19 protein-coding genes are annotated in these 23,209 nt (G+C 49.0%); 10 read left to right on the plus strand and 9 right to left on the minus strand.

Annotated features, from left to right (window positions below; genetic code table 11):
• Positions 1-8 precede the first annotated feature (8 nt).
• The 7 genes from D6024_RS17875 to D6024_RS17905 form a co-directional block, all read right to left on the minus strand.
• Positions 9-3,263 (minus strand): SusC/RagA family TonB-linked outer membrane protein, encoded by a 3,255-nt coding sequence (locus D6024_RS17875; protein WP_121356123.1) that lies wholly within the window; start codon positions 3,261-3,263, stop codon positions 9-11.
• Positions 3,264-3,335: 72 nt separating this feature from the next.
• The gene (locus tag D6024_RS17880) at positions 3,336-4,085 is read right to left on the minus strand and encodes a DeoR/GlpR family DNA-binding transcription regulator (RefSeq protein WP_121356220.1); all 750 of its coding nucleotides are present in this window, start codon (positions 4,083-4,085) and stop codon (positions 3,336-3,338) included.
• Between the two features lie 113 nt (positions 4,086-4,198).
• Positions 4,199-4,666: a hypothetical protein gene (locus D6024_RS17885; RefSeq protein ID WP_121356124.1), complete on the minus strand. Its 468-nt coding sequence runs from the start codon at positions 4,664-4,666 to the stop codon at positions 4,199-4,201.
• A 111-nt stretch (positions 4,667-4,777) separates the two neighbouring features.
• On the minus strand, positions 4,778-6,349 hold the full coding sequence (locus tag D6024_RS17890; protein WP_121356125.1) for an OstA-like protein: 1,572 nt from the start codon (positions 6,347-6,349) through the stop codon (positions 4,778-4,780).
• 7 nt (positions 6,350-6,356) lie between these two features.
• On the minus strand, positions 6,357-7,361 hold the full coding sequence (locus D6024_RS17895) for an MlaD family protein (protein ID WP_121356126.1): 1,005 nt from the start codon (positions 7,359-7,361) through the stop codon (positions 6,357-6,359).
• A 176-nt stretch (positions 7,362-7,537) separates the two neighbouring features.
• Complete coding sequence (locus D6024_RS17900) at positions 7,538-8,557, minus strand: N-acetylmuramoyl-L-alanine amidase family protein (RefSeq protein WP_121356127.1); 1,020 nt, start codon at positions 8,555-8,557, stop codon at positions 7,538-7,540.
• A 35-nt stretch (positions 8,558-8,592) separates the two neighbouring features.
• On the minus strand, positions 8,593-9,609 hold the full coding sequence (locus D6024_RS17905) for an N-acetylmuramoyl-L-alanine amidase family protein (protein ID WP_121356128.1): 1,017 nt from the start codon (positions 9,607-9,609) through the stop codon (positions 8,593-8,595).
• Between the two features lie 247 nt (positions 9,610-9,856).
• Here D6024_RS17905 and D6024_RS17910 point away from each other — a divergent pair, with 247 nt between their 5' ends.
• Positions 9,857-12,460, plus strand: a complete 2,604-nt coding sequence (locus D6024_RS17910; protein WP_162944861.1) for a putative LPS assembly protein LptD — start codon at positions 9,857-9,859, stop codon at positions 12,458-12,460.
• A gap of 16 nt (positions 12,461-12,476) precedes the next feature.
• Here the strand turns inward: D6024_RS17910 and D6024_RS17915 are convergent, their stop codons facing one another.
• Together D6024_RS17915 and ung are read right to left on the minus strand one after the other, a co-directional pair.
• Positions 12,477-13,214, minus strand: coding sequence for a lysophospholipid acyltransferase family protein (locus D6024_RS17915; RefSeq protein ID WP_121356130.1), 738 nt, complete (start codon positions 13,212-13,214; stop codon positions 12,477-12,479).
• Positions 13,215-13,277: 63 nt separating this feature from the next.
• Positions 13,278-13,949, minus strand: a complete 672-nt coding sequence (ung, locus tag D6024_RS17920; protein ID WP_121356221.1) for a uracil-DNA glycosylase — start codon at positions 13,947-13,949, stop codon at positions 13,278-13,280.
• A 272-nt stretch (positions 13,950-14,221) separates the two neighbouring features.
• Here ung and D6024_RS17925 point away from each other — a divergent pair, with 272 nt between their 5' ends.
• The 9 genes from D6024_RS17925 to D6024_RS17965 all read left to right on the plus strand — a co-directional run bounded on the left by D6024_RS17925 (position 14,222) and on the right by D6024_RS17965 (position 23,206).
• Positions 14,222-15,547 (plus strand): inositol-3-phosphate synthase, encoded by a 1,326-nt coding sequence (locus tag D6024_RS17925; protein WP_121356222.1) that lies wholly within the window; start codon positions 14,222-14,224, stop codon positions 15,545-15,547.
• Positions 15,547-16,002 (plus strand): phosphatidylglycerophosphatase A family protein, encoded by a 456-nt coding sequence (locus D6024_RS17930; RefSeq protein WP_121356131.1) that lies wholly within the window; start codon positions 15,547-15,549, stop codon positions 16,000-16,002. The genes D6024_RS17925 and D6024_RS17930 overlap by 1 nt, the downstream gene beginning before the upstream one ends.
• Positions 15,999-16,370, plus strand: coding sequence for a GtrA family protein (locus tag D6024_RS17935; protein ID WP_121356132.1), 372 nt, complete (start codon positions 15,999-16,001; stop codon positions 16,368-16,370). Before D6024_RS17930 ends, D6024_RS17935 begins: the two co-directional genes overlap by 4 nt.
• A gap of 117 nt (positions 16,371-16,487) precedes the next feature.
• Positions 16,488-17,162 carry a CDP-alcohol phosphatidyltransferase family protein gene (locus D6024_RS17940; protein WP_240410074.1) on the plus strand — a complete coding sequence of 225 codons (675 nt, stop codon included), beginning with the start codon at positions 16,488-16,490 and terminating at the stop codon, positions 17,160-17,162.
• 58 nt (positions 17,163-17,220) lie between these two features.
• Complete coding sequence (locus tag D6024_RS17945) at positions 17,221-18,186, plus strand: phosphatase PAP2 family protein (protein WP_121356134.1); 966 nt, start codon at positions 17,221-17,223, stop codon at positions 18,184-18,186.
• A gap of 139 nt (positions 18,187-18,325) precedes the next feature.
• Positions 18,326-19,807 (plus strand): Fe-S cluster assembly protein SufB, encoded by a 1,482-nt coding sequence (gene sufB, locus D6024_RS17950; RefSeq protein WP_121356135.1) that lies wholly within the window; start codon positions 18,326-18,328, stop codon positions 19,805-19,807.
• Between the two features lie 78 nt (positions 19,808-19,885).
• On the plus strand, positions 19,886-20,644 hold the full coding sequence (sufC, locus tag D6024_RS17955; RefSeq protein ID WP_121356136.1) for a Fe-S cluster assembly ATPase SufC: 759 nt from the start codon (positions 19,886-19,888) through the stop codon (positions 20,642-20,644).
• A 10-nt stretch (positions 20,645-20,654) separates the two neighbouring features.
• Positions 20,655-21,965, plus strand: a complete 1,311-nt coding sequence (sufD, locus tag D6024_RS17960; protein ID WP_121356137.1) for a Fe-S cluster assembly protein SufD — start codon at positions 20,655-20,657, stop codon at positions 21,963-21,965.
• Positions 21,962-23,206: a cysteine desulfurase gene (locus D6024_RS17965; protein WP_121356138.1), complete on the plus strand. Its 1,245-nt coding sequence runs from the start codon at positions 21,962-21,964 to the stop codon at positions 23,204-23,206. Before sufD ends, D6024_RS17965 begins: the two co-directional genes overlap by 4 nt.
• Positions 23,207-23,209 lie beyond the last annotated feature (3 nt).

A 23,209-nucleotide genomic window follows, 5' to 3' on the forward strand; every position in this document is an offset into this window, starting at 1 on the left:
CTAATTTTTTAAAGGTTTACTTGAACGCCAAATGAAATGGATTTGCGATACGGATACACACGGCCAAAGGTGTTCGGATCGTTCAGGCCGGCATCAGTATAGTTTACCTCCGGATCAATGGGTACTTGCAGGCGGTCGAACGTCAGCAGGTTTTCGCCGCTGACATACAGACGCACATTTTTCAAACCGGCCCGGCTGGCCCATTTGACCGGCAGCTTATAGCCGATGTTCACGTTCTTCAGGCGGGTATAAGCCATGTTCAACAAATACTTGGTTTGCGGCAAAAAGTTGCGTGTGGCATTCGACTGCAATTGATCGGTTGGACGAGGGTAGTAGGCGTTGGGGTTTTCCGGTTTCCAGTAATCCAGCTGGTGTGCAAACCATCCTTCGCCAATGCGATAACCGGGAATCACCACCGGACCATTGGCCCACATCTGGCGGCTTCCGACACCCTGGACGAACATGTTCAGATCAATGCCTTTCCAGTCAACACCAAGGCGAACACCATATTGGTACCGGGGAGTGGAGTTACCGATAATGCGCTGGTCACCGGGATCGCTTACGGTATTCGATCCAATGTCAATCTTTCCATCTCCGTTCAGGTCTTTGTATTTAATGTCGCCAGGACCGTAGAAGAACGTACCAGTTTCCCAGCGGGTTTGCGTGGCAACACCTTTGTTCATGACATACTTACCGTTTTGCAAAAGCAAGTTGCCGTTGGCATCCTTTTGAAAATCATCGGCTGTAAAAAAGCGGTCTGTCTCATAGCCCCAAATCTCGCCAATGAGCCGGCCTTCGTAGTTGGAGGAAATCAAACCGGTGGCATTGCTGCCGTATTTTGTCAGTTTTTCCTGGAAGTCGGACAACAAGCCCGTGATGTTCAACTGGAAATCCTTGCCAAAACGATGGCTCCAGTCGAGTTGCAATTCCCAGCCTTTTGTTTGCAGGTCGCCAAAGTTCCGTGGCGGAGCTGATGTACCCAAAGTGCTTGGCACGGTAAGACCACCCGTGATCATGTCGCTCGTTGTGCGGTTGTACCAGTCGAATGTGACACCCAGTTTGTTGTTGAATAACTTCGCATCAACACCAAAATCAAGCGTTGTGACGGTTTCCCAGGTCAGCGAAGGAGAAACCAGGGGAGGCGTGCCTACTGTAGCCATGTTCACATTGCCCACCAACCAACCTGACGTTGTTGAATTCATGATGCTCAAAAAGCGGTTGCTTCCCACATCCTGGTTACCCACGGATCCCCATGAACCTCTCAACTTTAAAAAGTTCAGGATGTTTTTGGAGAAGTCCATGAAGTTCTCCTGTGTCAGCACATAACCGGCAGATACAGAAGGAAAGAAGGCCCATTGGTCTTTTACAGGGAAGCTGGATGAACCGTCGTAACGGCCGTTCAGCTCCAGCAAATACTTGTTCTGGAAGGCATAGTTGATCCGTCCGAAATAACCGCGGGTGGCCCATTGCCTGGCCGAGCTGCCCACAAACTGGTCGCCGGTAGCCAGGTTTGGCTGGCCCATATCCGGGTTCAGCAGCGTTCTTCTCTCTGCCCGCTGGTAACCATTTTCAAAAACTTCGATGTCAGTACCGGTAATGAATTTCAGGCTGTGCGCCTTTCCTAAATCGGCATTGTACGTGGCGAAGCCTCTCACAGTGTTCCGCTCACTCCAGGCCGATGCCAGTATTGCCCTGTCGTACGTAGCGCTGGTGTATGGACGGTAGATCATTTGACCACCCCAAAAATCCCAGGCCGCTACACTTCCACCAGTTTGCTGCTCGCGGTAACCCGTGCTGGTAAAGGTGTAATCCCCGTCAAAGGTCAGGCCCTTCATGATCTTGAATGTTCCACCCAATTGAACACGGGTCAGGTTATCGTAGTAAGGGGTCATTTTTGCCTGTTGCACTTCGGTCAGCGCACTACGGAACGGTTTGCCCTCGTACGTGCCATACGGGTAATACGCCTGCCACCGTGATAAGTAGTACCAGGGATCGTAGGTATCGCTGGAAAAATAATAGGGCCTTGTGCGTTTGGCTCGTGACAAGATAATTTTTGAGCGTGCATCAAGCCAACTGGTGACGCTAGCGTTCACACCCAGGTTTGCCGTAAAGCGCTGGAACTCGTCCGGGTTAACTTTCAGTGCACCTTTCTGGTCGGTATAGCCAAGTCCCAGTGTATAGCCCACTTTGGCGCTGCTTCCGTCGATGGACAGGTTGTGGTTTTGCTGCGGTGCCCAGTTGCGCAGGTACATTTCCATCGGGTCCCAGGTACGGTAGAAAAACAATTGATTGTTCCGGATTTCAAAGTCGCGGCCCATCACCATTTCATCGCCCAGGTTTTGATTCCCGTACTGCGCCTGCCAGTCACGCATTTTTTGAATGGCAATCTGGTCCACCGTCATTCCCAATGCAGAAAAAGTGGTCGTGTTCGGGTTGTTGCGTTTGTAGGCGAGCAAAGCCATTTCAGCACCTTCGGCACCCGGTGCCACTTTTGGAATGGTTGTGGGCTGGCTGAAGGAGAAGTTGTTGTTGTAAGAAATCTGCGTACGCTCTGCGCCTTTGCGTCCCGACTTGGTGGTAATGAGCACGACACCCCAGGCAGCTCTTGTTCCGTAAATAGAAGTCGAAGCCGCGTCTTTGAGCACGGAGATCGACTCAATATCATCAGGATTGATCATGCGGAGATCGGTAAACTCTACGTTGTCGACAAGGATCAGCGGTTTTGCGCCGCCGCCGTTCAGCGAACCACTTAAACCACGGAGGGTGATGGAAGGGTTGGTTCCAATGTCGCCGCTTGGCGTGGTGATGGTCAGTCCGGGTACAGAACCCTGAAGACCCCGGGCAACATCATTGGTTGGCCTTGAACCCAATTGTTCTTTTACATTGACCGTGGTTACGGCACCAGTCAGGTTGGCCCTTCTTTGCGTGCCATAACCGACTACCACAACGTCCTGCAGGTTGTTTTGTCCCTGCTTTAGTTTAATGGCCAGGGAAGCCGTTTTTCCTACTTCAAATTCCTGTGGCGTGTAACCAATAAATGAAACAATAAGCGCCTGCCCGCTGGCAGCCTGAATACTGAAATGACCCGCGGCATCGGTCAGGGTGCCACGGTTTGTTCCTTTCACGTTTACCGAAGCTCCGGCAAGCGGAGCGTTGTTTTCGTCAGTTACGGTCCCGGTAATGGTTTTCTCTTGTGCCAGCGTTGTAAGACACAGAAGGAGAAATCCCATTACGAAGATCCAGGGTTGTGTAAATTTCCTCATAATAGGCATTTTAAGGTTTGAAAAATTGCAGAATGAAACATATAGTGATCAATAGTATAAAGAGGTAAAATGTCAAAGCACCTGGATACCGGCTTCTTTATAGGGAAGAAGCAGATCGCTTTCGGGTGGCAATTCGGTTATGAGTATATCGATGTCACAGGCTTCGCACACCTGTATAGGTTGTTGGGTATTAATTTTTTCGGAAATGGTAAGGCAAACCAGCTTTTGGGCGGCCCCGGTCATTGCTTTTTTCACCTGCACCACATCCCAGTCGTTGTCGGAAATGCCGTGGTGAATATCCAGTGCATTGATACCCAAAATGCAGAGATCCGCTTTGATTTCCCTGATTTTTGTAATGGCCTCGGAGCCTGCGGTGAATTTTGAATTCTTGGAAACTTTATCGCCAATCATGATGACATCGCATTGTGGGTGGTTGGCATATTCCAGGACAGCCGGAATGCTACAGGAGACAAACGTAGCCTGCAGATCGGGGGGAAGCGAACGAGCCAACTCCAGGATGGTTGTGCCGCCACTGGTGATGACAAACATCCCGTTCTTTATCAGGCGCAATGCTTTCTGCGCGATGATCTTTTTCTTATCGTAGGAGTAGATTTCTTCCAGGTCGCTTGGAGTGGAATGGAACGATGAGGACAATGCGCCACCGTGCACTTTGATCAGCCGCCCTTCCTGGGCCAGTTCGTTGAGGTCGCGGCGGATGGTATCGTCCGAAACCTTCATATGCTGACTAAGATCAGTACACAGGACTTTGTTGTGTAAGTTGACCTGGTGAAGGATGTAGGTCTGTCTTTCCTTTTTAAGCATCAGCAAGCGGTTGCGCCAAAATAAGGCAAAATCCTGCATAAAACCGCAAAAAACATTTACACAATTTACTCAAACATGCACATAGGCGCAAAAACGACTATATGAGGTTGCTGTTAAAAGATAAATCGTGCGCTGAAACCGACGGCAGCGGGCTCGAAGGAAAATTGTTTAACGAAGTTTAATTCAGGTTTCCAGTCGATGGAAAGATTGACGGGAACAGCAGGAAAGACAAAGTCGAGACCAACCGCACCTTGTGCACCGAAATTGCGGCCGCCGCCAAATCCTGCATAAGCACCGGCGCCCCAGAACCAGGTCAGGCCGGATGTACCCAAAGGTTTGTACTTTTCTATAAGAATGCCCAGCGCAACCGGATCGCTGAATGAAAATAACCCTTCGACGGCAAGATCGGGTTTTAAAAAACGTCTATAGGTGATCGAATGGTTGATGACGGCATCTTTGCTGCTGATGCGGATGCCTAATTGGTTTGGCTTTTCACCTTGCGGTGCCGCATCTTGCGCCAAAGCTGTTTGAAAGCTAAAGACAAACAATACAACCAACCACTGACAAATACCTTTCTTCATGCGTTATTTTTAGGCAAAACGAAGGAATGCAGTGCATATTGTACCTGCGGCGGAAAGGATCGTGGTTGTTTGCCGGAAATGTGATCAGCGGTCAAAACAGGCTGATTGTTGTTACTCGAACAATTCGTATTTGGTCTTGGGACGCCGGGCTTCGAGCCACCGGAAATTGGCAAGCCTGGACTTTTGGGGATCTGTTTGTTTGATCGGTGTGACGGTTCCGTTGACAGAGCTTCTCAGTACAACCTTTTGTAAATCGCCTTTCAGGAAATAAAGGTCAATGGCATCGCTCTGCGTTTGGTTAACGCTGGTAAAAGCGCTGTCCTTATCCTGGATGAAATAGACGGATTCCGCCGCTCCTTTGGTTCGCACCGAATCGAGCACGCCTTCTTTGAAAAAGCCATCCATGCGGGTACCCTTGATCTGGTTGTACACGCCCTGCTGCACTTCCGAGATCATAAAGCTGTTTTCCCATGCCTTGACGTACTGCGGCTTTTTATTTTTGGTATATAGAAGAATGGTATCGCCGGTTATCTGGCTCCGCTTGCTCCATACAACCGGGTTTTGATACAAACGAAAAACGGAGTCTTTAAATGAATAGAACAAACTATCGCTTACCGACTGCACCGAATCGGAGAAGACCCTGACATTCCGGTAGGCCTCAAAATAGCGGTTGGTGCTGTCCTTCGGATTGGGCTTTCTTGCTTTTTTCGTTGTGTCTACAAACAGGTCGGACAGCCGTGCCGAAAAAAGCGTATCGGCGGCGATATAGATGGAATCCTTTTCCTGCCGTATGATCATCAGGGGCTTGTTTGTTGCCAGGAAGGCTTCTGTTTTCTTGTTGGCAAAAATGCGGTCGGCGAGGATGTTGATCCCTTTGGCCGTATCGATCAATACGCCCCGGCCTTCGATCTGGATAATTCCTGTTTCGTCATCGGAAGCGATGCGGTCGCCAACGACAGTCAGCGATTTATCAACGATGGTGGTGCGTTGTGTAAAATCTGCTTTGCCCGCCTGCAGATCGTAATAGCCTTCGCTTGTTTTGATGACACGGCCGCTGCTGTCGCGAATCGTCGTCGCGGCAATAAAACGGGCTATGCGTGTTTCTGTGTTGTACAAAATGGAATCGGAAAGAACGGTGTAACCCGGGTCTTTCATCACCACGTTTTGTTTAAAATAAATATCATGAATGTCGGCGTAATACGTGCCTTCGCGGCTGGTAACCGTCGTCCGCTTGTTGACCACTTTACCGCCGTTGGTATACGTGCCGATCCTTCTCGCCACATCGTATTCAAGAGCAGGTGTTGTCAGTGTTCCCTGCCCATCGGTCAAACGCACATTGCCATTGAGGTAGGCGTATTTGCGGTCGTACTGGTACCGTAGTGTATTCGACCAGACTTTCGCTGTATCGCTGTCGTTGATGTACACGTGTCCAAAAGCGGAGAACGTTTTTTCCGTGGCGTTCAACACGCAACTGTCCGTGGTAAATAGAGTTGTTCCCTGTTTTAGCCGCACATTTCCCGCCAGAATTTGAAGTTGCGTGCCATTCGGTAAATTCCGGACCTGAAGGTTTTTTGCATTTAGAATCTGGACGGAGGAAACGGTATCACCCGGAACAGCTTGTCCAAAGCCGAAAAATGAAGACAGGAGAAAAAAAAAGAAAACAGAGAAATGCTTGCAGTTCATTCGTCAGTTACCGCGGTAAGGTATCCTTTGGTGCTGGCGAAGTTATAGGTTCGCCGGCGTTCTTGCCACCGAATACGGAAATATTAACGTAGCGTTTCGGGTGGATGCGGATATCGTCGAAAAGGATTTCCGCACTCAGCGCCACCTTGTCAAGACGCGACGAGACATTACCCAGACGGTCGTACAATTGCCGGTCGTTCATCAACAACCCAAGTGTTCCGCTGTTGGTATTAAACCGGGTAATGGTGGATTGCAATTCGCCGATGGTCGACTGCAAAGCCGATACAACACCTTCAATATTGGCATTGGCAAGACGCGATGTTGTGACCTCCACGTTACGAAGCGAACTGTTGATGACATCGTTGTTGCGGGCAAGGTTGCCTGTGATGGCATTGACGTTGCCCATCGACTGGGCAAGAGCGCCGGTCTGTACATCGAGAAGCTTTGATAACTGTGCTGAGGAAACCGTCAGGTTGCTTACCAGGTCGCGGAGGTTGCTTTTGGTATGCGGATCAAAAATGCTGTTCAGACCACCGATCACGATTTTTAGCGAGTCAAATGTTTCGTTCAAACGGGTAAGGGTAGGAGCCACCTGCGCCTGCAGGTTACTCAGCAAGCTCATATCGGTGCGGGTGCTAATGGTATCGCCGGATTTCAGGTAAAGGTTGGCGGGGCCTTTTTCAATATTGATATAGGGCGAGCCGAGGAGAGAACCGTCGATGATGGCGATGGAATTGCGGGGAATGGCAATGGCTTTGTCGACATGCAATTCAACGATGATGCTGTTCACCTCCTTGTCTGCCGGTACGAATTCGGCAACGGTCCCCACGTTAAGACCATTGATCTTCACCTGGTTTGATTTGGACAGACCGCCAATATCCGGGAAGCGAGCATACAAAACAAAAGGCTTGGAAAAAACGCTCTTGCCTTTCAAGAAATTAAATCCGATGACTAAGATGAGAATGGCGGCAATGGCGAGGAGACCAACTTTGACTTCGTTCGAAAGCTTCATGCAATTATGTTTTCTTCTGGTGTTATGTGCCGAATCAAACTAAAAATAAACAATAATTCCGTTACTACAGGTTCAGTCACCAACAGCCACAGCCGAAGGTTTAAAAAATCATACCAAATGTGGATAACAAAAAAGCCGTGCATCTGCATGGCCCGGCTTTTACGTTTGTGCTTCCGTTATTTGGGTTCAACGGCTGTATGATTGTCGAGTGCTTTTAAAAACCGTTCATCGATTGTTGCAGCAGGAGCATTGTTGTTGTCTGCCGAAGTCTGGTAGGGCGTTTGCTTTTTTTCGAGCCATGAAATGTAGTTGTGCACGGCCTTGGTGATGCACCCTGCAATTTCCTGTTGGCCGTTTTCGCTGTTCAGGTAGGCTTCTTCCTGTGGGTTGGTAATAAAACCGGTTTCCACGAGAATGCTTGGCATGGCCGTCGCCTGCAACACCCAGATACCGACCTGCCGCTGTTTGGGGCCACCGCTGATACGGCCTACCTTTGAAAACTGCTCTTCCACCATTTGCGAAAGAATGGCGCTGCGATTGCCGAACTGTTTTGTTTTCACCAGCGACAGGGCAATAAATTCCGGGGAGTTGGGGTCGATGTCGCCGTATTTTTCCTTGTAGTTGTCTTCCGCCAGCATGGGTGCGTTTTCCCGCACGGCAATCTCTTTATCCTCGGCTTTGTGTGCTCCCCAAATATAGGTTTGTGTTCCTTTTTCCCTTGTGTTGGGCACTTCGTAATAATGCCAGATCGGCACTTTACGGGTGTGCTTTTTCTTTTTGCGGCCTTTGCCGGTATAGTAAACTTCGGTGCGGTAACCCGAAATCTCCTTGTGTTGAATCGGCGGCATGGCGTTGACGTGGATGGAGATAAACAGGTCGCCGCGGTTGCGGTTTGCAATGTTGGCCCGTTCGCGTAGATCCACGATGTCTTCTGTCGGCCGGGTTTCAATGACTTTGATTTCAGGGAAATCCTGTTTGACTTGTGCCACCAATTTCTTGGCAACAGCTAAACAAATCTCGTCTTCATAGGAATAGGTTCCTTTGGCTCCGTTATGGCCGCCACCGGCCATTATACCATGGCCGGCGTCAATGATGATCGTACGCAGCACCTGTTGTTTCGGTGGCGCCGGAGCAAATGAGGTAAGCACTGCGGACAGTGGAAGAATGGAAAGGAAAAGAAATGTCTTTTTAAACATATTGGATTTTTTCAGAGAGGTGACAGAATAGACTGCTAAACTAAGTTGTTTTTATGTTTTTTCTCCGGCAGCAGAAAGGCAACGGTTTTGATCTCGCGGTTGGCCGGTTCCCTGTTGTCTTCATTTCTCGACGGATCGAGTGAGGCAAGGTATGCCTTGACAGCATTGATCATATCGGCAACAATCTCTTCCTGGCCCTGCTGGCTATTCATGTATTCTTCTTCTTCCTTGTTCGAAATAAAACCGGCCTCCACCAAAATGCTCGGCATACCTGTGGCATGAAGCACCCAAATACCTTTTTCATTGCGTTGCTTGACACCGCGGTTGATGCGTCCCCGCTTCTCAAATTCCTCCTGCACCAATTCGGCAAGCTTCAGGCTTTTCTTAAAATACTTCTGCGTATAGATCAACTTCAGGGCGTTGAACACAGGATCGTTGTCCTGCGGTGCGGCTGCACTGTCGTCTTCAAACGACGCGAATTCCGCATTATCGCCAACCAGTTGTTCTTTGTGCGAATTTTCTTTGGCCGTCCAGATATAGGTTTCCGTGCCTTTCGATACATTGGCCACGTAAACGTTTTCGTATTGCGGCACCTGCACCGTCACCTTCCGGCGTTTTTTTCCCTTGCCTTTTACAATTTCCTTTTCTGTATAGCCCGACACCCGGCGTTCGTTCCAGCCACCCGGAGCCCTTCCGGCCGAATTGCAATGGATACTGATAAACAGGTCGGCCTTCGATGCATTTGCAAAATTGGCGCGGTAGCGCAAACCTTCGGTTTTATTTCGACCATTGCCCGGAATTACGTCTGTCGTTCGGGTAAAAAGCACTTTAACGGAAGGCAGCTCGGTCGCCAGCCTGTCGCCGAGTTTTTTGCCAAGTGCCAGTGTAATCTGTGCTTCGGTGGAGATCAAACCGTCGGCTCCCTGGTCGGCGCCGCCATGGCCCGGGTCAATGATGATGGTTTTTACCGGCGCCGGTTTTTCGGCCGTAAATGATACGAATGCCAACAGGACGATCGTAAAGGGTACCAGGAAAACACGTTTTTTAAGCATATCAGATTCGTATAACGGTTTAGTATTTTCTTCACAATTGACTTAAGAGGCAAACAACTACTTTTGTTCACACCTTATGTCCGGACTGCACAAATTTAATTTCAAAAAATTATGTGTTCTTTTCGCAGCGTCACTTTTTTGCACTACGCTAACGTACCGGGCAAAGGCCGACTGCAAAAAGACCGGTGAAAATTACGGTAGTTTAACGACGGCAACAAGCTCTCTTCACAATCAACGTTTGCCTCTCGTGCAAGACACGATACCGCCTTCCCCGAGACAAACGGTTAAGCAGCCCGCTGTAACCCGACGCGACACTACGGCCCCGGCCACGCCGGCTGACACGTTACCCAAACGGGTGAATACCGATACACTGCCCGCAACACCGCACATCGATAGTTTTAACATCCGTATATCCAAGGACACCCTGGATGCACCCGTGCACTACCAGGCTGAAGACAGTGCCGTACTGCTGGTGAAGGAGCAAAAATTTTACCTCTACGGGAAAACAAAAACCGAATACAAAGACGTTGTCATCAATGCACCGACAACGATCGTCGACCAGCAATCCAACGTGCTGACGGCGCTTGGCTCAAAAGACAGCGCAGGAAACATTCTTACCCGGGCAACGTTCAAGCAGGGTTCGTCCAATTTTGAAAGCGAGTCGTTCGAATACAATTTCAAAACACAAAAAGGTCTAACGAAAAACACTTATACCCACGAGGGAGAGATGTACATCAAGGCGACGGTGTCAAAAAAAATCGATCCGAGCACGGTGTACATTAAAGAAGGATATTTTACGACCTGTAACCTGGACGATCCGCATTTTGCCTTCAAATCAAACAAGCTAAAAGTTATCAGCAACAAGATCGCTGTATCGGGACCAACGCACCCCGAATTTGAGGGCATACCGATACCGATTTACCTTCCCTTCGGGATCTATCCCTTGTTTACGGGCCGGCATTCCGGCCTGCTGGCACCGCAGTTTACCAACAACCAGCAGTTTGGGATCGGGCTGGAAGGCCTTGGTTATTACCATGTGTTGAATGACTACTTCGATGTAACTGTGCGGACAAATATTTATTCGTATGGCGGATGGAACCTGAGCTTAACGCCTTCCTACCGGAAGCGCTACCGCTATAGTGGCTCGTTTAATCTTTCCATCAACCACACCAAGTTTGCGTTTAAGGGAGATCCCGATTACAACCTGGTCAAAACCTTCCAGATCAACTGGAGCCACAGCGTTGATTCGAGAGCGAAACCGGGAACCTCGTTCAGTGCTTCGGTCAACGCCGGTTCCACACGCTACAATCAATATATTCCCAACAACCCGTACCGCAACTTCCAGAACCAGCTTTATTCGTCGATTGCCTATTCGCGGCAATGGCAGGGCAAACCCTATTCGCTTACGCTCAGTGCCAACCATAACCAGAACAACACCAGCCGCCTGATCAACATTATCCTGCCTGATGCCGGATTTTCGGTTGCCACGCAATATCCCTTCCAGCGGAAAGAGATGGTAGGCACGCCGAAATGGTACGAAAAGATCGGCATTGGTTATAGTGGTGTGGCCCGCAACCAGGTTTCGTTTTACGATACGGGGCACGTCAGTATCGCCAAGATTATGGATACGCTTCAATGGGGAGCCCAGCATCGTTTCCCGATCAACCTGCAGCTGCCGGCAATGGGAAACTTCTTTGTCAGCCCTTCGATCAACTACGAGGAAACCTGGTATACCCACCGTTTTTCGCGGCGCTGGGATTCGGTGAACCAAAAGGTCGACACGGTTTCGTCACAGAAAGGCTTTTTCCGTGACCAGCAAATGAGTTTTGGCCTTGGATTGAACACCAATATTTATGGCATGTTCACTTTTGGGAAAAATTCGCGGATCAAAGCCATCCGCCACGTGATCCGCCCGACAGTGGGTTTCAGCTACAAGCCGAATATTTCCAAACGGAATTATGATATCGTCCAGGTGAATGCCAATGGTCAAAGGCTTGCCCTGCCGCAGTTTGAAGGCAATTTATTTTCTCCATACTCCTACGGCCGGTTTGGCGGTTTGACGTTTTCTCTCGACAACAACATTGAAATGAAAGTGCGGGGGAAAAAAGATTCGGCAGACCGGAAAGTAAAACTGATCGACGGGTTGACCTTCAGCAGTGCTTACAATTTTCTCGATACGGCGTTCAAATTGCAGCCGATCGCGATGAGCCTGCGTACAACCCTTTTTGATAAAATCAGCATTTCCGCCAGCGGTCAGCTTGACCCTTACCAGGTTCAAAACGGCCTGCGCATCAACCGCTTTGTCTGGCAGGGTAGTCGCTTTACGCTGGGCCGTTTTACAGGAGGAAGCGTGTCGGCCTCCACTTCGTTTCAAAGCAAGCCAAAAGACGGAAAGAAAGTGACGCAGGAACCGGGGCGAACGACGATCACTGATCCACGCTTGCTTGCCGACCAGCAAATGCTGGCCGATTACATGCGGCAAAACCCGGCCGAATTTGTGGACTTCAACATCAACTGGTCGGTCAATCTTTCCTATTCACTGACGCTAAACCGCCGGTTGAAACAGGATTACAGCGGCTACACCTCGGAAGTCTATTCCAGTGTTTCGTTCAACAACAGCTTCAACCTGACTCCCAAATGGAACTTCAGCACGCAGGGCTTTTATGATTTCAACACAAAGCAGATCACGATGTTCACCATGAACATCGCACGAGAAATGCACTGCTGGCAAATGTCGATTGGTGTGACGCCTATCGGCAGCTACAAATTTTTCAACATCAGCCTGAGTCCGAAGTCCGGCATTCTGCGTGACCTGCGCATCAACCGCACACGTTACTTCTACAATTATTAAGCGGACTGATTGTCGGTTAATGCAGGTGCGAGGTATAATAATCACGCATCAGTTCGAACGCTTCCATCTTCAGTTGGTGGGCGGTTTTTCCCTGCACGTCGATGGGCGCTAGAAAATGCATTTCAACCCGTTTGAATGGCCAGAAGTAAAAAGGCTTACGGGGCATGACATCGGCCGTATGGAAGATCAATGCGGGGATGATGGGCTTTTGCGTATCGAGAGCCAGCTTGAAAGCGCCGTCGTGAAAACGTTGCAGCGGCTCTTTGGATTTGTTGCGGGTTCCTTCCGGGTAAATACACATGTGCAGGCCCTGTTCCAGCACTTCTTTCATTTTGCCATAACTGGCCCGCCGGCTTTCTTCATTTTTCCGGTCAACCAGTACGGCGCCTCGCTTGTATACAATTCCGAAGATGGGAATTTTGGCCATCTCGATTTTTGCGATGGTTTTATTGGGACCAGGGATGGCAGGGGAGGAGATCGGAGGATCAAGCAGCGAATTGTGGTTGCAGATCACGACGTAGTTTTTCCCCTTCTTAAAATGCTCACGGCCGATAAAGCGGCGGCGCACGAAGCTAAGCGGCAAAAATGTGTTCATCCAGGCGGAATAGAACAAATAGGCAACGGCCGAGCGTTTCGGTTCGGGCCACAGAACTGACAGACCAATCGGGATCACAAACAGGATGAGGGTGACGATAAAGACGATGATTGCCCAAAGCGCCATCACACGGCCGAGAATATTTTTCAAAATCTGCACGGTAGAATAAAGGTTTTGAACGGTGAAAACTTGCTTACTTGTTTCGTGAATCGAATGTCTTGTTTACAGTGCCCAGTCAATCGGATCCATTCCTTTTTTCATGAGATACTGGTTGGTTTTGGAAAAATGGCGGCAACCGAAAAAACCATTGTTGGCAGATAACGGTGACGGATGGGCCGCTTTCAGCACGTGATGTTTTTTTGTATCGATGAGCGAAATTTTTTCCTGCGCAAACCGTCCCCATAAGAGGAAGACGACATCCGTTTTCAGTTCGGAGACTCTGTGAATGACCGTATCTGTAAAATGGTGCCAGCCGATCTTTGCATGGCTCATTGGCTCACCGGCCCGCACGGTCAGCGACGCATTGAGCAAAAGCACGCCCTGGCGGGCCCAGGGTGTCAGGTTGCCGGTTTTGGGCATTGGTACCCCAACGTCCTCGTGCAACTCTTTAAAAATATTGATCAGCGAAGGCGGAAAAGGAACGCCGTCATTGACCGAAAAACTCAGCCCCATTGCCTGCCGCGGACCGTGGTATGGATCCTGTCCTAACAACACCACCTTCACGGAATCGAAAGGTGTTTGCGCAAAGGCATTGAAGATGAGTGAGCCTGGAGGATAAATGGTCTTGCCCTGCGCTTTTTCGGTCTTTAGGTGTTCGGAAATTTGTTTGAAATAGGGCTTTTTGAATTCATCTTCCAAAATCTCCTTCCATGATTCTTCAATCTTGACGTTCATCGGGAAAAATTTTAGGGCAACAAAGAACAAATGTACAGCCGAATGAAAACCGACGTCGATTTTTACCGGCAAGACGAATCCGGTGCATGCGAACAAAGGCTGTTTCGCAGCGACAAGCAGGGCAATCCAAACTTCAAGCGGCTTGTTTTCCTAATGCGCCCTGGCGGTTTGTTCCTGATTTTAACCGTTATTTGCTTTATAGTTTAAATCTTCGAAACCGCTGCTCATTGGCAGCCATTTTCACTTCTTACGACCAAGTTAAAACGAACAATATGCAGAATACGATTGAAAAAACGAATGGAAAGCTCGGGGTGCTGATCCCGGGTTTGGGCGCTGTAGCCACAACGTTTATTGCAGGCGTGGAAGCCGTTAAAAAAGGGATTGCCCAACCGGTAGGTTCTCTTACGCAGATGGGCAACATCCGGCTGGGTAAGCGTACCGAAAACCGCTATCCCAAGATTAAAGAGTTTGTGCCGCTGGCAAATTTGGATGAAATGGTCTTCGGCGGCTGGGATGTATACAGTGACAATGTTTTTGAAGCGGCCAGCAAGGCCAAGGTACTCGAGCCCATGCTGCTCCATGCGGTGAAGGCCGAACTGGAAGCCATCCAGCCCATGAAGGCGGTTTTCGACAAGGCCTATATTTCCAACCTGGACGGTGAACATGTGAAAGAAGCGCCAACAAAGGCAGACCTGGCCCGGATGGTGATGGACGATATCGAAAACTTCCGCGACGCCAACGATTGCGGCAGTGTGGTAATTGTTTGGTGCGGCTCTACAGAAAAATACATTGAGGTTTCGACCGTGCACGAAACGATCGAAAGCTTTGAAGAGGGATTGAAAAACAACGATCCGGCCATCTCGCCTTCCATGATCTATGCGTATGCGGCGTTGAAACTCGGCGTGCCCTTTGCCAACGGCGCTCCGAATTTGACTGTTGACATTCCGGCGCTGGTGGAACTGTCGAAACAAACCGGGACACCGATTGGCGGTAAAGATTTTAAAACCGGTCAGACGCTGATGAAAACCATCGTGGCACCGGGACTGGCCGCCCGTGCACTGGGTGTAAAGGGTTGGTTTTCGAGCAATATCCTGGGTAACCGCGACGGCTATGTACTCGATCACCCGGATAATTTCAAGACGAAGGAAGTTTCCAAACTTTCCGTCCTGGAGGATATCCTGCAGCCTGAACACAACGAGGAGCTTTACGGGGAGATCTACCACAAAGTGCGCATCAACTATTATCCACCGCACGGTGATAACAAGGAAAGCTGGGACAACATCGACATTTTCGGCTGGCTGGGTTATCCCATGCAAATCAAGATCAACTTCCTTTGCCGTGACTCAATCCTGGCAGCACCGATCGTGCTGGACCTGGCCCTGTTCATGGACCTTGCAAAACGTGCCGGCATGAGCGGAATCCAGGAGTGGCTTTCGTTCTACTTTAAATCACCCCAAACCGCCCCGGGCCTGCGTCCGGAACATGACATCTTCAAACAACTCATCAAGTTGCAGAATACCCTGCGCCACATGATGGGCGAGGACCTCATTACGCACCTCGGTTTGGATTATTACCAGGACCTGGTTGAAGTATTGTAATGGGAGTTTCAAAATTGATCACCACGTGCTTCGGCATTGGGTATATACAAAAAGGTGCAGGCACAGTTGCTGCACTTTTTTGTTGCCTTCTTTGGTACGGCTTAAAGGGAGCCGAAACCAACTGGCTGGTACAGGCGGCGCTCCTGGTCCTGTTGTTTTTTTTGGGTGTGTGGACGGCCACCATCGTGGAAAAGGACTGGGGAAAGGACAGCAACCGTGTCGTGGTGGATGAAGTGCACGGAATGCTTATGGCCCTTTTCCTGCTTCCGTTTCAATGGCAATTTGTACTGGCCGCCTTTGTGCTTTTTCGATTCTTTGATATCGCCAAGCCGCTTGGGGTACGCCGGATGGAAAAATTTCCGGGTGGATGGGGCGTTATGCTGGATGACCTGTTGGCGGGATTGTATTCGAACGTAGTTTTGCAGGTAGTTGTCAAAAGCCACCTGATTGCATGATTAAATTTGCCAAAGCGCAATTCGCTTCTTTTCTGGCCTCCCTGGTAGATTACGGGATAACAGTATTTGCTGTTGAATTCGTGGGTTTCTGGTACCTGGCCGGGAGCAGCACCGGCACTATCCTTGGAGGCATTACCAACTTTTCTCTCGGACGAAACTGGGTTTTCAAGGGAGGAGAGAGGGAGCGGCACATCCAGTTGTTCCGGTATTTTATGGTTTGGAGCGGATACCTTTTTTTGGCGACAACCGGCGTGTACCTGCTTACACATTTTGCCAATTTTAATTACCTTGTATCAAAAGCATCCGTTACTCTTTTTCTGGCCGTTGCTTACAACTATCCTTTGCAAAAACGGTATGTTTTCAGGTAATCGTCCAAAAATCATTTATTCGTTCGGGAAATTGCGTTTAGTGAATCGTTGCTTATGGAATCGAAACCGCTCAGAATCAAACTTCAACTCGGCATTTATAAAATAATCGACCCTTTTGTGAAACTGCTGATCAAAATCGGTTTCACGCCTAACCTTGTTACCATTTTTGGTTTCCTTTTGAATATTGGTGTAGCGACCATTTTTGTAGCAGGTGCGGAAAAATCCAATCGCAGCGATTTTTCTTACCTGGGATGGGCCGGGGGACTGATCCTTTTTGCCGGTTTGTTTGATATGCTCGACGGACAGGTTGCCCGCCTGGGAAAAATGAGTTCTTCATTCGGCGCCTTTCTCGACTCTGTGCTCGACCGGTATAGCGAGTTGTTCATGTTTCTCGGGATTTGCTATTATCTGGTTGCACATCATTATTTTGTTTCCTCTCTTTTTGGCTTTATCGGACTTATTGGATCGATGATGGTGAGTTATACAAGGGCCCGGGCCGAGGGCCTCGGTATTCAATGCAAAGGTGGATTGATGCAACGTCCGGAACGGGTAGTGCTGGTTGGCACTTCAGCATTACTTTGCGGCATTTTGGCGCCGTACATCGGGAATGATTTTAAATGGTATGTCAAAGGCATTCCTTTTCACCTGTTCGAGACCATGTCGATCTTTACCATTCCGCTCACTATTCTCGCTATCCTTACCAACGTTACAGCCTATCACCGGGTGATGGAAGCCAAACGTGCACTCGATGCGAAAGACCGGGCCGCACGGAAGCAGCCTTCTCTCGTTTAGCGGATTCCGCTATTTTTGTGCGTTAAAGAGTGACTGTTTAATGTTACCTGAACCCGAGATGCAAGAGTCATTGATTCAATCGCCTTCTTTTGCCAGGCGGGAGAATGAAGGTCTTTTTTCTGCACGAAGCATTTTGTTGGCTGTGTCTGCCACATTGGGTTATTTACTTTTATCGTATGTGCTAATCGGCTTTAAAACCGACCAGTTGGTACTGGCCGGCATTTTCAATTTCTTCTTTTTCGCCAGCCGGCCGACACGCCGTTTTATACTGGGGTTTTCGATCTTCATTGTTTACTGGATCATTTTCGACTACATGAAGGCCTTCCCCAACTACCGCTATAACGAAGTGCATATCGCGTCGCTTTACCATGCGGAAAAAGGGCTTTTCGGAATCAACTGGCACAACGGTGTTTTGACGCCCAACGAGTTTTTTGCCCGAAACGTATCCATGGCAATGGACATTGCAGCCGGGTTGTTCTATCTCTGCTGGGTGCCGGTTCCGCTCATTTTCGCGTCGGTCATGTTTTTTAAAAACCGCAATGCCTTTTTCCAGTTCTCTCTTACATTTTTTCTGGTGAACCTGATTGGCTTTATCGGCTACTATATTTATCCCGCAGCACCGCCCTGGTATGTTGCAGCAAATGGATTTGATTTCCACGCAGCCACTCCCGGCAATACGGCGGGCCTGGGCCGTTTCGACCATCTTTTTGGCATTTCTGTTTTCAAAAACCTGTATGCCAAAAGTTCCAACGTTTTTGCAGCCATGCCATCGCTACACGCGGCCTACATGATGATCGTGCTTTTCTATGGCCTGAAATTCAGGTTGAAAGCCTGGAACGCCCTCTTCGTGGTCATTATGCTTGGCATCTGGTTTTCGGCCGTTTATTCCGGTCACCACTATATCCTCGATATCCTGGCCGGTATGGGCTGCGCCGTAGTGGGTATTTCGCTTTTCCAATGGTGGATTCGCACCAGGGCCGGCGGCCGGTTGATGGACTATCTCCTTGCTATTACGGAAAAATAAAACGTCATCACGGGTAAAGGTCGCATGGCTCAACCCGAAGCGTTTTTGGATTGTTAAAAGGGAAAATATTGCCTGTATATATTTCTGATCTCGAAAGTTTATTTATACTTTTTTGTACAAATAGCAGTAATTTTGCACCATGAAATCTGATGAAATTCAGTCTGAAAATATCGTAGTGGACGAAGGCCTTGATATTCTGGAACAAACGGTTCGAAACGAATACAAATATGGCTTTGTCACCGACATTGAAGCTGACTCTGCACCAAAAGGATTGAACGAAGATACCATTCGGTTTATCTCCGCCAAAAAAGAAGAGCCGGAATGGATGCTGGAATGGCGCCTGAAGGCGTTTCGCCAGTGGCTGAAAATGCAGGAGCCACACTGGGCCAACCTGAAATACCCCGCAATCGACTACCAGGATATCATTTATTATTCGGCACCCAAGCAGAAAGAAAAACCGAAAAGCCTGGACGAGATCGACCCGGAACTGCGCAAGACATTTGAAAAGCTCGGTATTTCCCTCGACGAACAAAAACGCCTGACCGGTGTAGCCGTGGATGCGGTGATCGACTCGGTATCGATCGCGACCACCTTTAAAGAGCAACTGGCCGAACAGGGTATTATCTTTTGTTCGATGAGCGAGGCCATTCAAAACCATCCCGAATTGGTAAGACAATACCTCAGTTCGGTGGTGCCCGTTACCGATAACTATTTTGCCGCATTAAATGCAGCCGTTTTCAGCGATGGTTCCTTTGTTTATATTCCAAAAGGCGTTCGTTGCCCAATGGAACTTTCCACGTATTTCCGGATCAATGCCGAAAACACTGGCCAGTTTGAACGTACGCTGATCGTTGCCGACGAAGGCAGCTTTGTTAGCTACCTGGAGGGTTGCACCGCTCCGATGCGTGACGAAAACCAGCTTCACGCAGCCGTCGTGGAACTGGTGGCAATGGACAACGCGGAGATCAAATATTCCACCGTTCAAAACTGGTATCCCGGGGACAAAGAGGGGAACGGCGGTATCTACAATTTCGTAACCAAACGCGGCATCTGTAAGGGCAATCACTCCAAGATCTCCTGGACCCAGGTGGAAACCGGCTCTGCCATTACCTGGAAGTATCCCAGCGTTATTTTAAAAGGCGATCATTCGGTTGGCGAATTTTATTCTGTTGCGGTTACCAACAATTACCAGCAGGCCGATACCGGAACGAAGATGATGCACTTGGGTAAAAATACCCGTAGTCGTATTGTTTCGAAAGGCATTTCGGCCGGCTTTAGCCAAAACAGTTATCGCGGTCTTGTGCACGTCGGCAAAAACGCCACCGGCGCCCGGAATTTCTCGCAGTGTGATTCACTGCTGCTCGGAGACAAATGCGGGGCGCATACCTTTCCATATATCGAAGTGAAAAACAAGTCTGGTGTGGTGGAACACGAAGCCACTACGTCGAAGATCGGTGAAGACCAGATCTTCTATTGCAACCAGCGAGGCATCGATACCGAAACGGCTGTTGCCCTGATTGTAAATGGCTTCGCTAAAGAAGTGATGGCACACCTTCCGATGGAGTTCGCTGTGGAAGCGCAAAAACTCCTTGCGATCAGCCTGGAAGGAAGCGTCGGTTAAGAAATATTCAATGATGAATGTTGAATTTTAAATTCTTTTCATTCGTCATTCAACGTCCAAATTTTATAATTCACAACAATGTTATCAATACGGAATTTACACGCAAATATTGACGGGAAAGAAATTTTACGGGGAATTAATCTCGATATCAAGGCAGGAGAAGTGCATGCGATCATGGGACCCAACGGTTCCGGTAAAAGCACCCTGTCGGCAGTGATTGCCGGCCGCGAAGATTATGAAGTTACCGAAGGCGAAATTGAATTCATGGGAAAAAACCTGATGGACTTTTCACCCGAAGAAAGAGCCGGCGAAGGGATTTTCCTTTCCTTTCAGTACCCGATCGAAATTCCGGGTCTGACAACAACGAATTTTATCAAAACGGCTGTCAACGAGATTCGCAAGTACCGCGGCCAGGAGCCAATGGATGCCGTTCAATTCCTGAAGAAAATGAAGGAAAAAATGACATTGGTCAATATTGATCAATCATTGCTGAGCCGTTCGCTGAACGAAGGTTTTTCTGGTGGCGAAAAAAAGCGCAACGAGATCTTTCAAATGGCGATGCTGGAACCCCGGCTGGCAATCCTCGACGAGACTGATTCCGGATTGGACATCGACGCCATCCGCATTGTTGCCAACGGTGTGAACAAGCTCCGCACGAAAGACAATGCCGTTTTGCTGGTGACCCACTACCAACGCCTGCTCGATTATATCATTCCGGATTTTGTACATGTATTGTACAAAGGCCGCATCGTGAAATCAGGTACAAAAGAGCTGGCCTATGAACTGGAAGAAAAAGGCTACGATTTCATCAAAGCAGAAGTAGAGCAGGGCGCATAATCATCGACACATGAACACCATCGATTTAATCAAAGAAAAATACCAGCAATCACAATCGAACAACGGGAGCAGTTTGTTGACTTCACTCGAACAGGATGCCTTTCAAACGTTCACAACAGTTGGCATTCCCACCGTTAAGCACGAGGAATGGAAATACACCCGGATCAGTGGCGTGTTCAACAAAGAATATGCTTTCAACCCGGAAAGCCTTCCCGGAAATGTCACGGCTTCGGACCTGGACCCGGTTCGTTTACCCGGACACGCGGAGGCGAATGAGCTTGTTTTCATCAACGGTTTGTATGCGCCGTCACTTTCGACCCTCCGTTCTTCCTCTCTAACCGTGCTTTCACTGGAAGAAGCAACCAAAGGCGAATTTCGTGATACTGTGCTGCAGCAATTAGGACAAAGCAGCCGGTATATCAAAGACGGACTGAATGCGCTGAATACGGCTTTTGCAGCAGAAGGCGTATTTATTCATGTGAAGAAAGGGAAGATCGTCGAACACCCGGTATACATCTACCAGGTAAGTGATGCCCGCTCGGCAAATATCCTGGCCCAGCCCCGAACGCTCATTCATGTTTCGGAAAATGCCCAGGTTATTTTTGCCGAAACCTATGCCACGCTTGGTTTGCAGGAAAGCTTTACCAACCAGGTGACAGAAGTGGTGGTGGAACAGGCTGCGGTTGTGGAATACTATAAAATTCAAAACGATACGGCTGTGTGCAGCCAGGTAGGCACGACGCACATTCGCCAGGTAGGCAAAAGCCTGGTGAACACGGTGACGGTTTCGTTGAATGGTGCCGTCGTTCGCAACAACCTGAATATCGCCATGGAGGCAGAACATTCCGAATCACATTTTTACGGCCTGTATTTTCTCAAAGGCGACACGCTGGTCGACAACCATACCGTTGTTGACAATGTTAAGCCCCATTGCGAAAGCAACGAATTGTACAAAGGCGTGATCGATGACAACGGAACGGCGATCTTCAACGGGAAAATCTTTGTGCAAAAGGATGCACAAAAAACCAACGCTTTTCAAAGCAATAAAAACATTTTACTGTCCGATAATGCCACTGTGAATACCAAGCCGCAACTGGAGATTTTTGCCGACGACGTCAAATGCTCTCACGGATGCACGGTTGGCCAGTTGGATGAGGAGGCATTTTTCTACCTCCGTTCCAGGGGTATCAGCGAAAAGGCGGCAAAGTCGCTGCTGGTTCATGCGTTTGCCATCGACATCCTGGAACACATCAAACCGGAACCGATCCGTCAATACGTTGATCAACTGATTTCCGAAAGACTGGAATTTAATTTCGAATGACAGAGACCTTAACCATAAAAGCCGCGTACGACGTCGGGGCAATTCGCCGGGAATTTCCGGCATTGAACCGTGACGTAAAAGGAAAACCGCTGGTGTATTTTGACAACGCAGCCACCACGCAAAAGCCGCAGGTGGTCATCGATGCATTGGTCAATTACTACAGCCATTACAATGCGAACATCCACCGTGGTATTCACACCCTGGCCGAGGAAGCAACGGCAGCTTTTGAAGCGACCCGCGACGCGGTAAAAGATTTCATCAATGCCCCTTCCCGGGAGGAAATCATTTTTACAAGTGGCTGTACCGAAGGGATCAACCTCGTGGCGCAGACCTGGGGCCGTGCCAACCTGAAAGCCGGTGATGAGGTGATTGTCTCGAACATGGAGCATCACTCCAACATTGTTCCCTGGTACCTCATTTGCCAGGAAAAAGGTGCCGTTCTGAAAGTGATCCCGATCGACGAAAATGGCGAGCTTCTCATGGAGAGGTTTGACGAACTGCTCACGGAAAAAACCAGGCTCGTTTCGGTCGTGCATGTTTCCAACGCCCTTGGTACCATCAACCCGGTAAAAACCATCGTAGAAAAGGCACACAAAGCCGGTGCGGTTGTTTTGCTGGACGGGGCCCAGTCGACCGTGCACCTGGATGTAGACGTACAGGACCTGGACACTGATTTTTTTGTTTTCTCATCGCATAAGGTCTACGGACCGACTGGTGTGGGTGTTCTGTATGGCAAGAAGCACCTGCTCGAAGAAATGCCTCCTTATCAGGGCGGCGGTGAGATGATTAAGGACGTCGCATTTGACAAGATCACCTACAACGATCTTCCCTATAAATTCGAAGCCGGTACGCCGAACATTGCAGATACGATTGCCTTAAAAGCGGCTATCGAATTCACCAAAGAAATCGGCAAGGAAGCAATCCGCCGGCACGAAAATGATCTTTTATCCTACGCAACGGAAGGCCTGTTGCAGATTCCCGGGTTACGCATTATTGGAACGGCTAAAAACAAGATCAGTGTGATTTCTTTCGTAATCGACAAAGTGCATCCGCAGGATTTGGGTATTTTGCTCGACAACAGAGGGGTGGCGGTTCGCACCGGCCATCATTGCGCACAACCCCTGATGGATTGCTACCGTATTCCGGGTACCACGAGGGCTTCCTTTGCTATGTACAATACGAAAGAAGAAGTGGACTCTCTTTTGGCAGGTCTTCAGAAAGCGGTTAAATTATTGGTATAAGCC

It is taken from the genome of Flavisolibacter nicotianae (assembly GCF_003628535.1).
GTDB classification, from domain to species: domain Bacteria; phylum Bacteroidota; class Bacteroidia; order Chitinophagales; family Chitinophagaceae; genus Flavisolibacter; species Flavisolibacter nicotianae.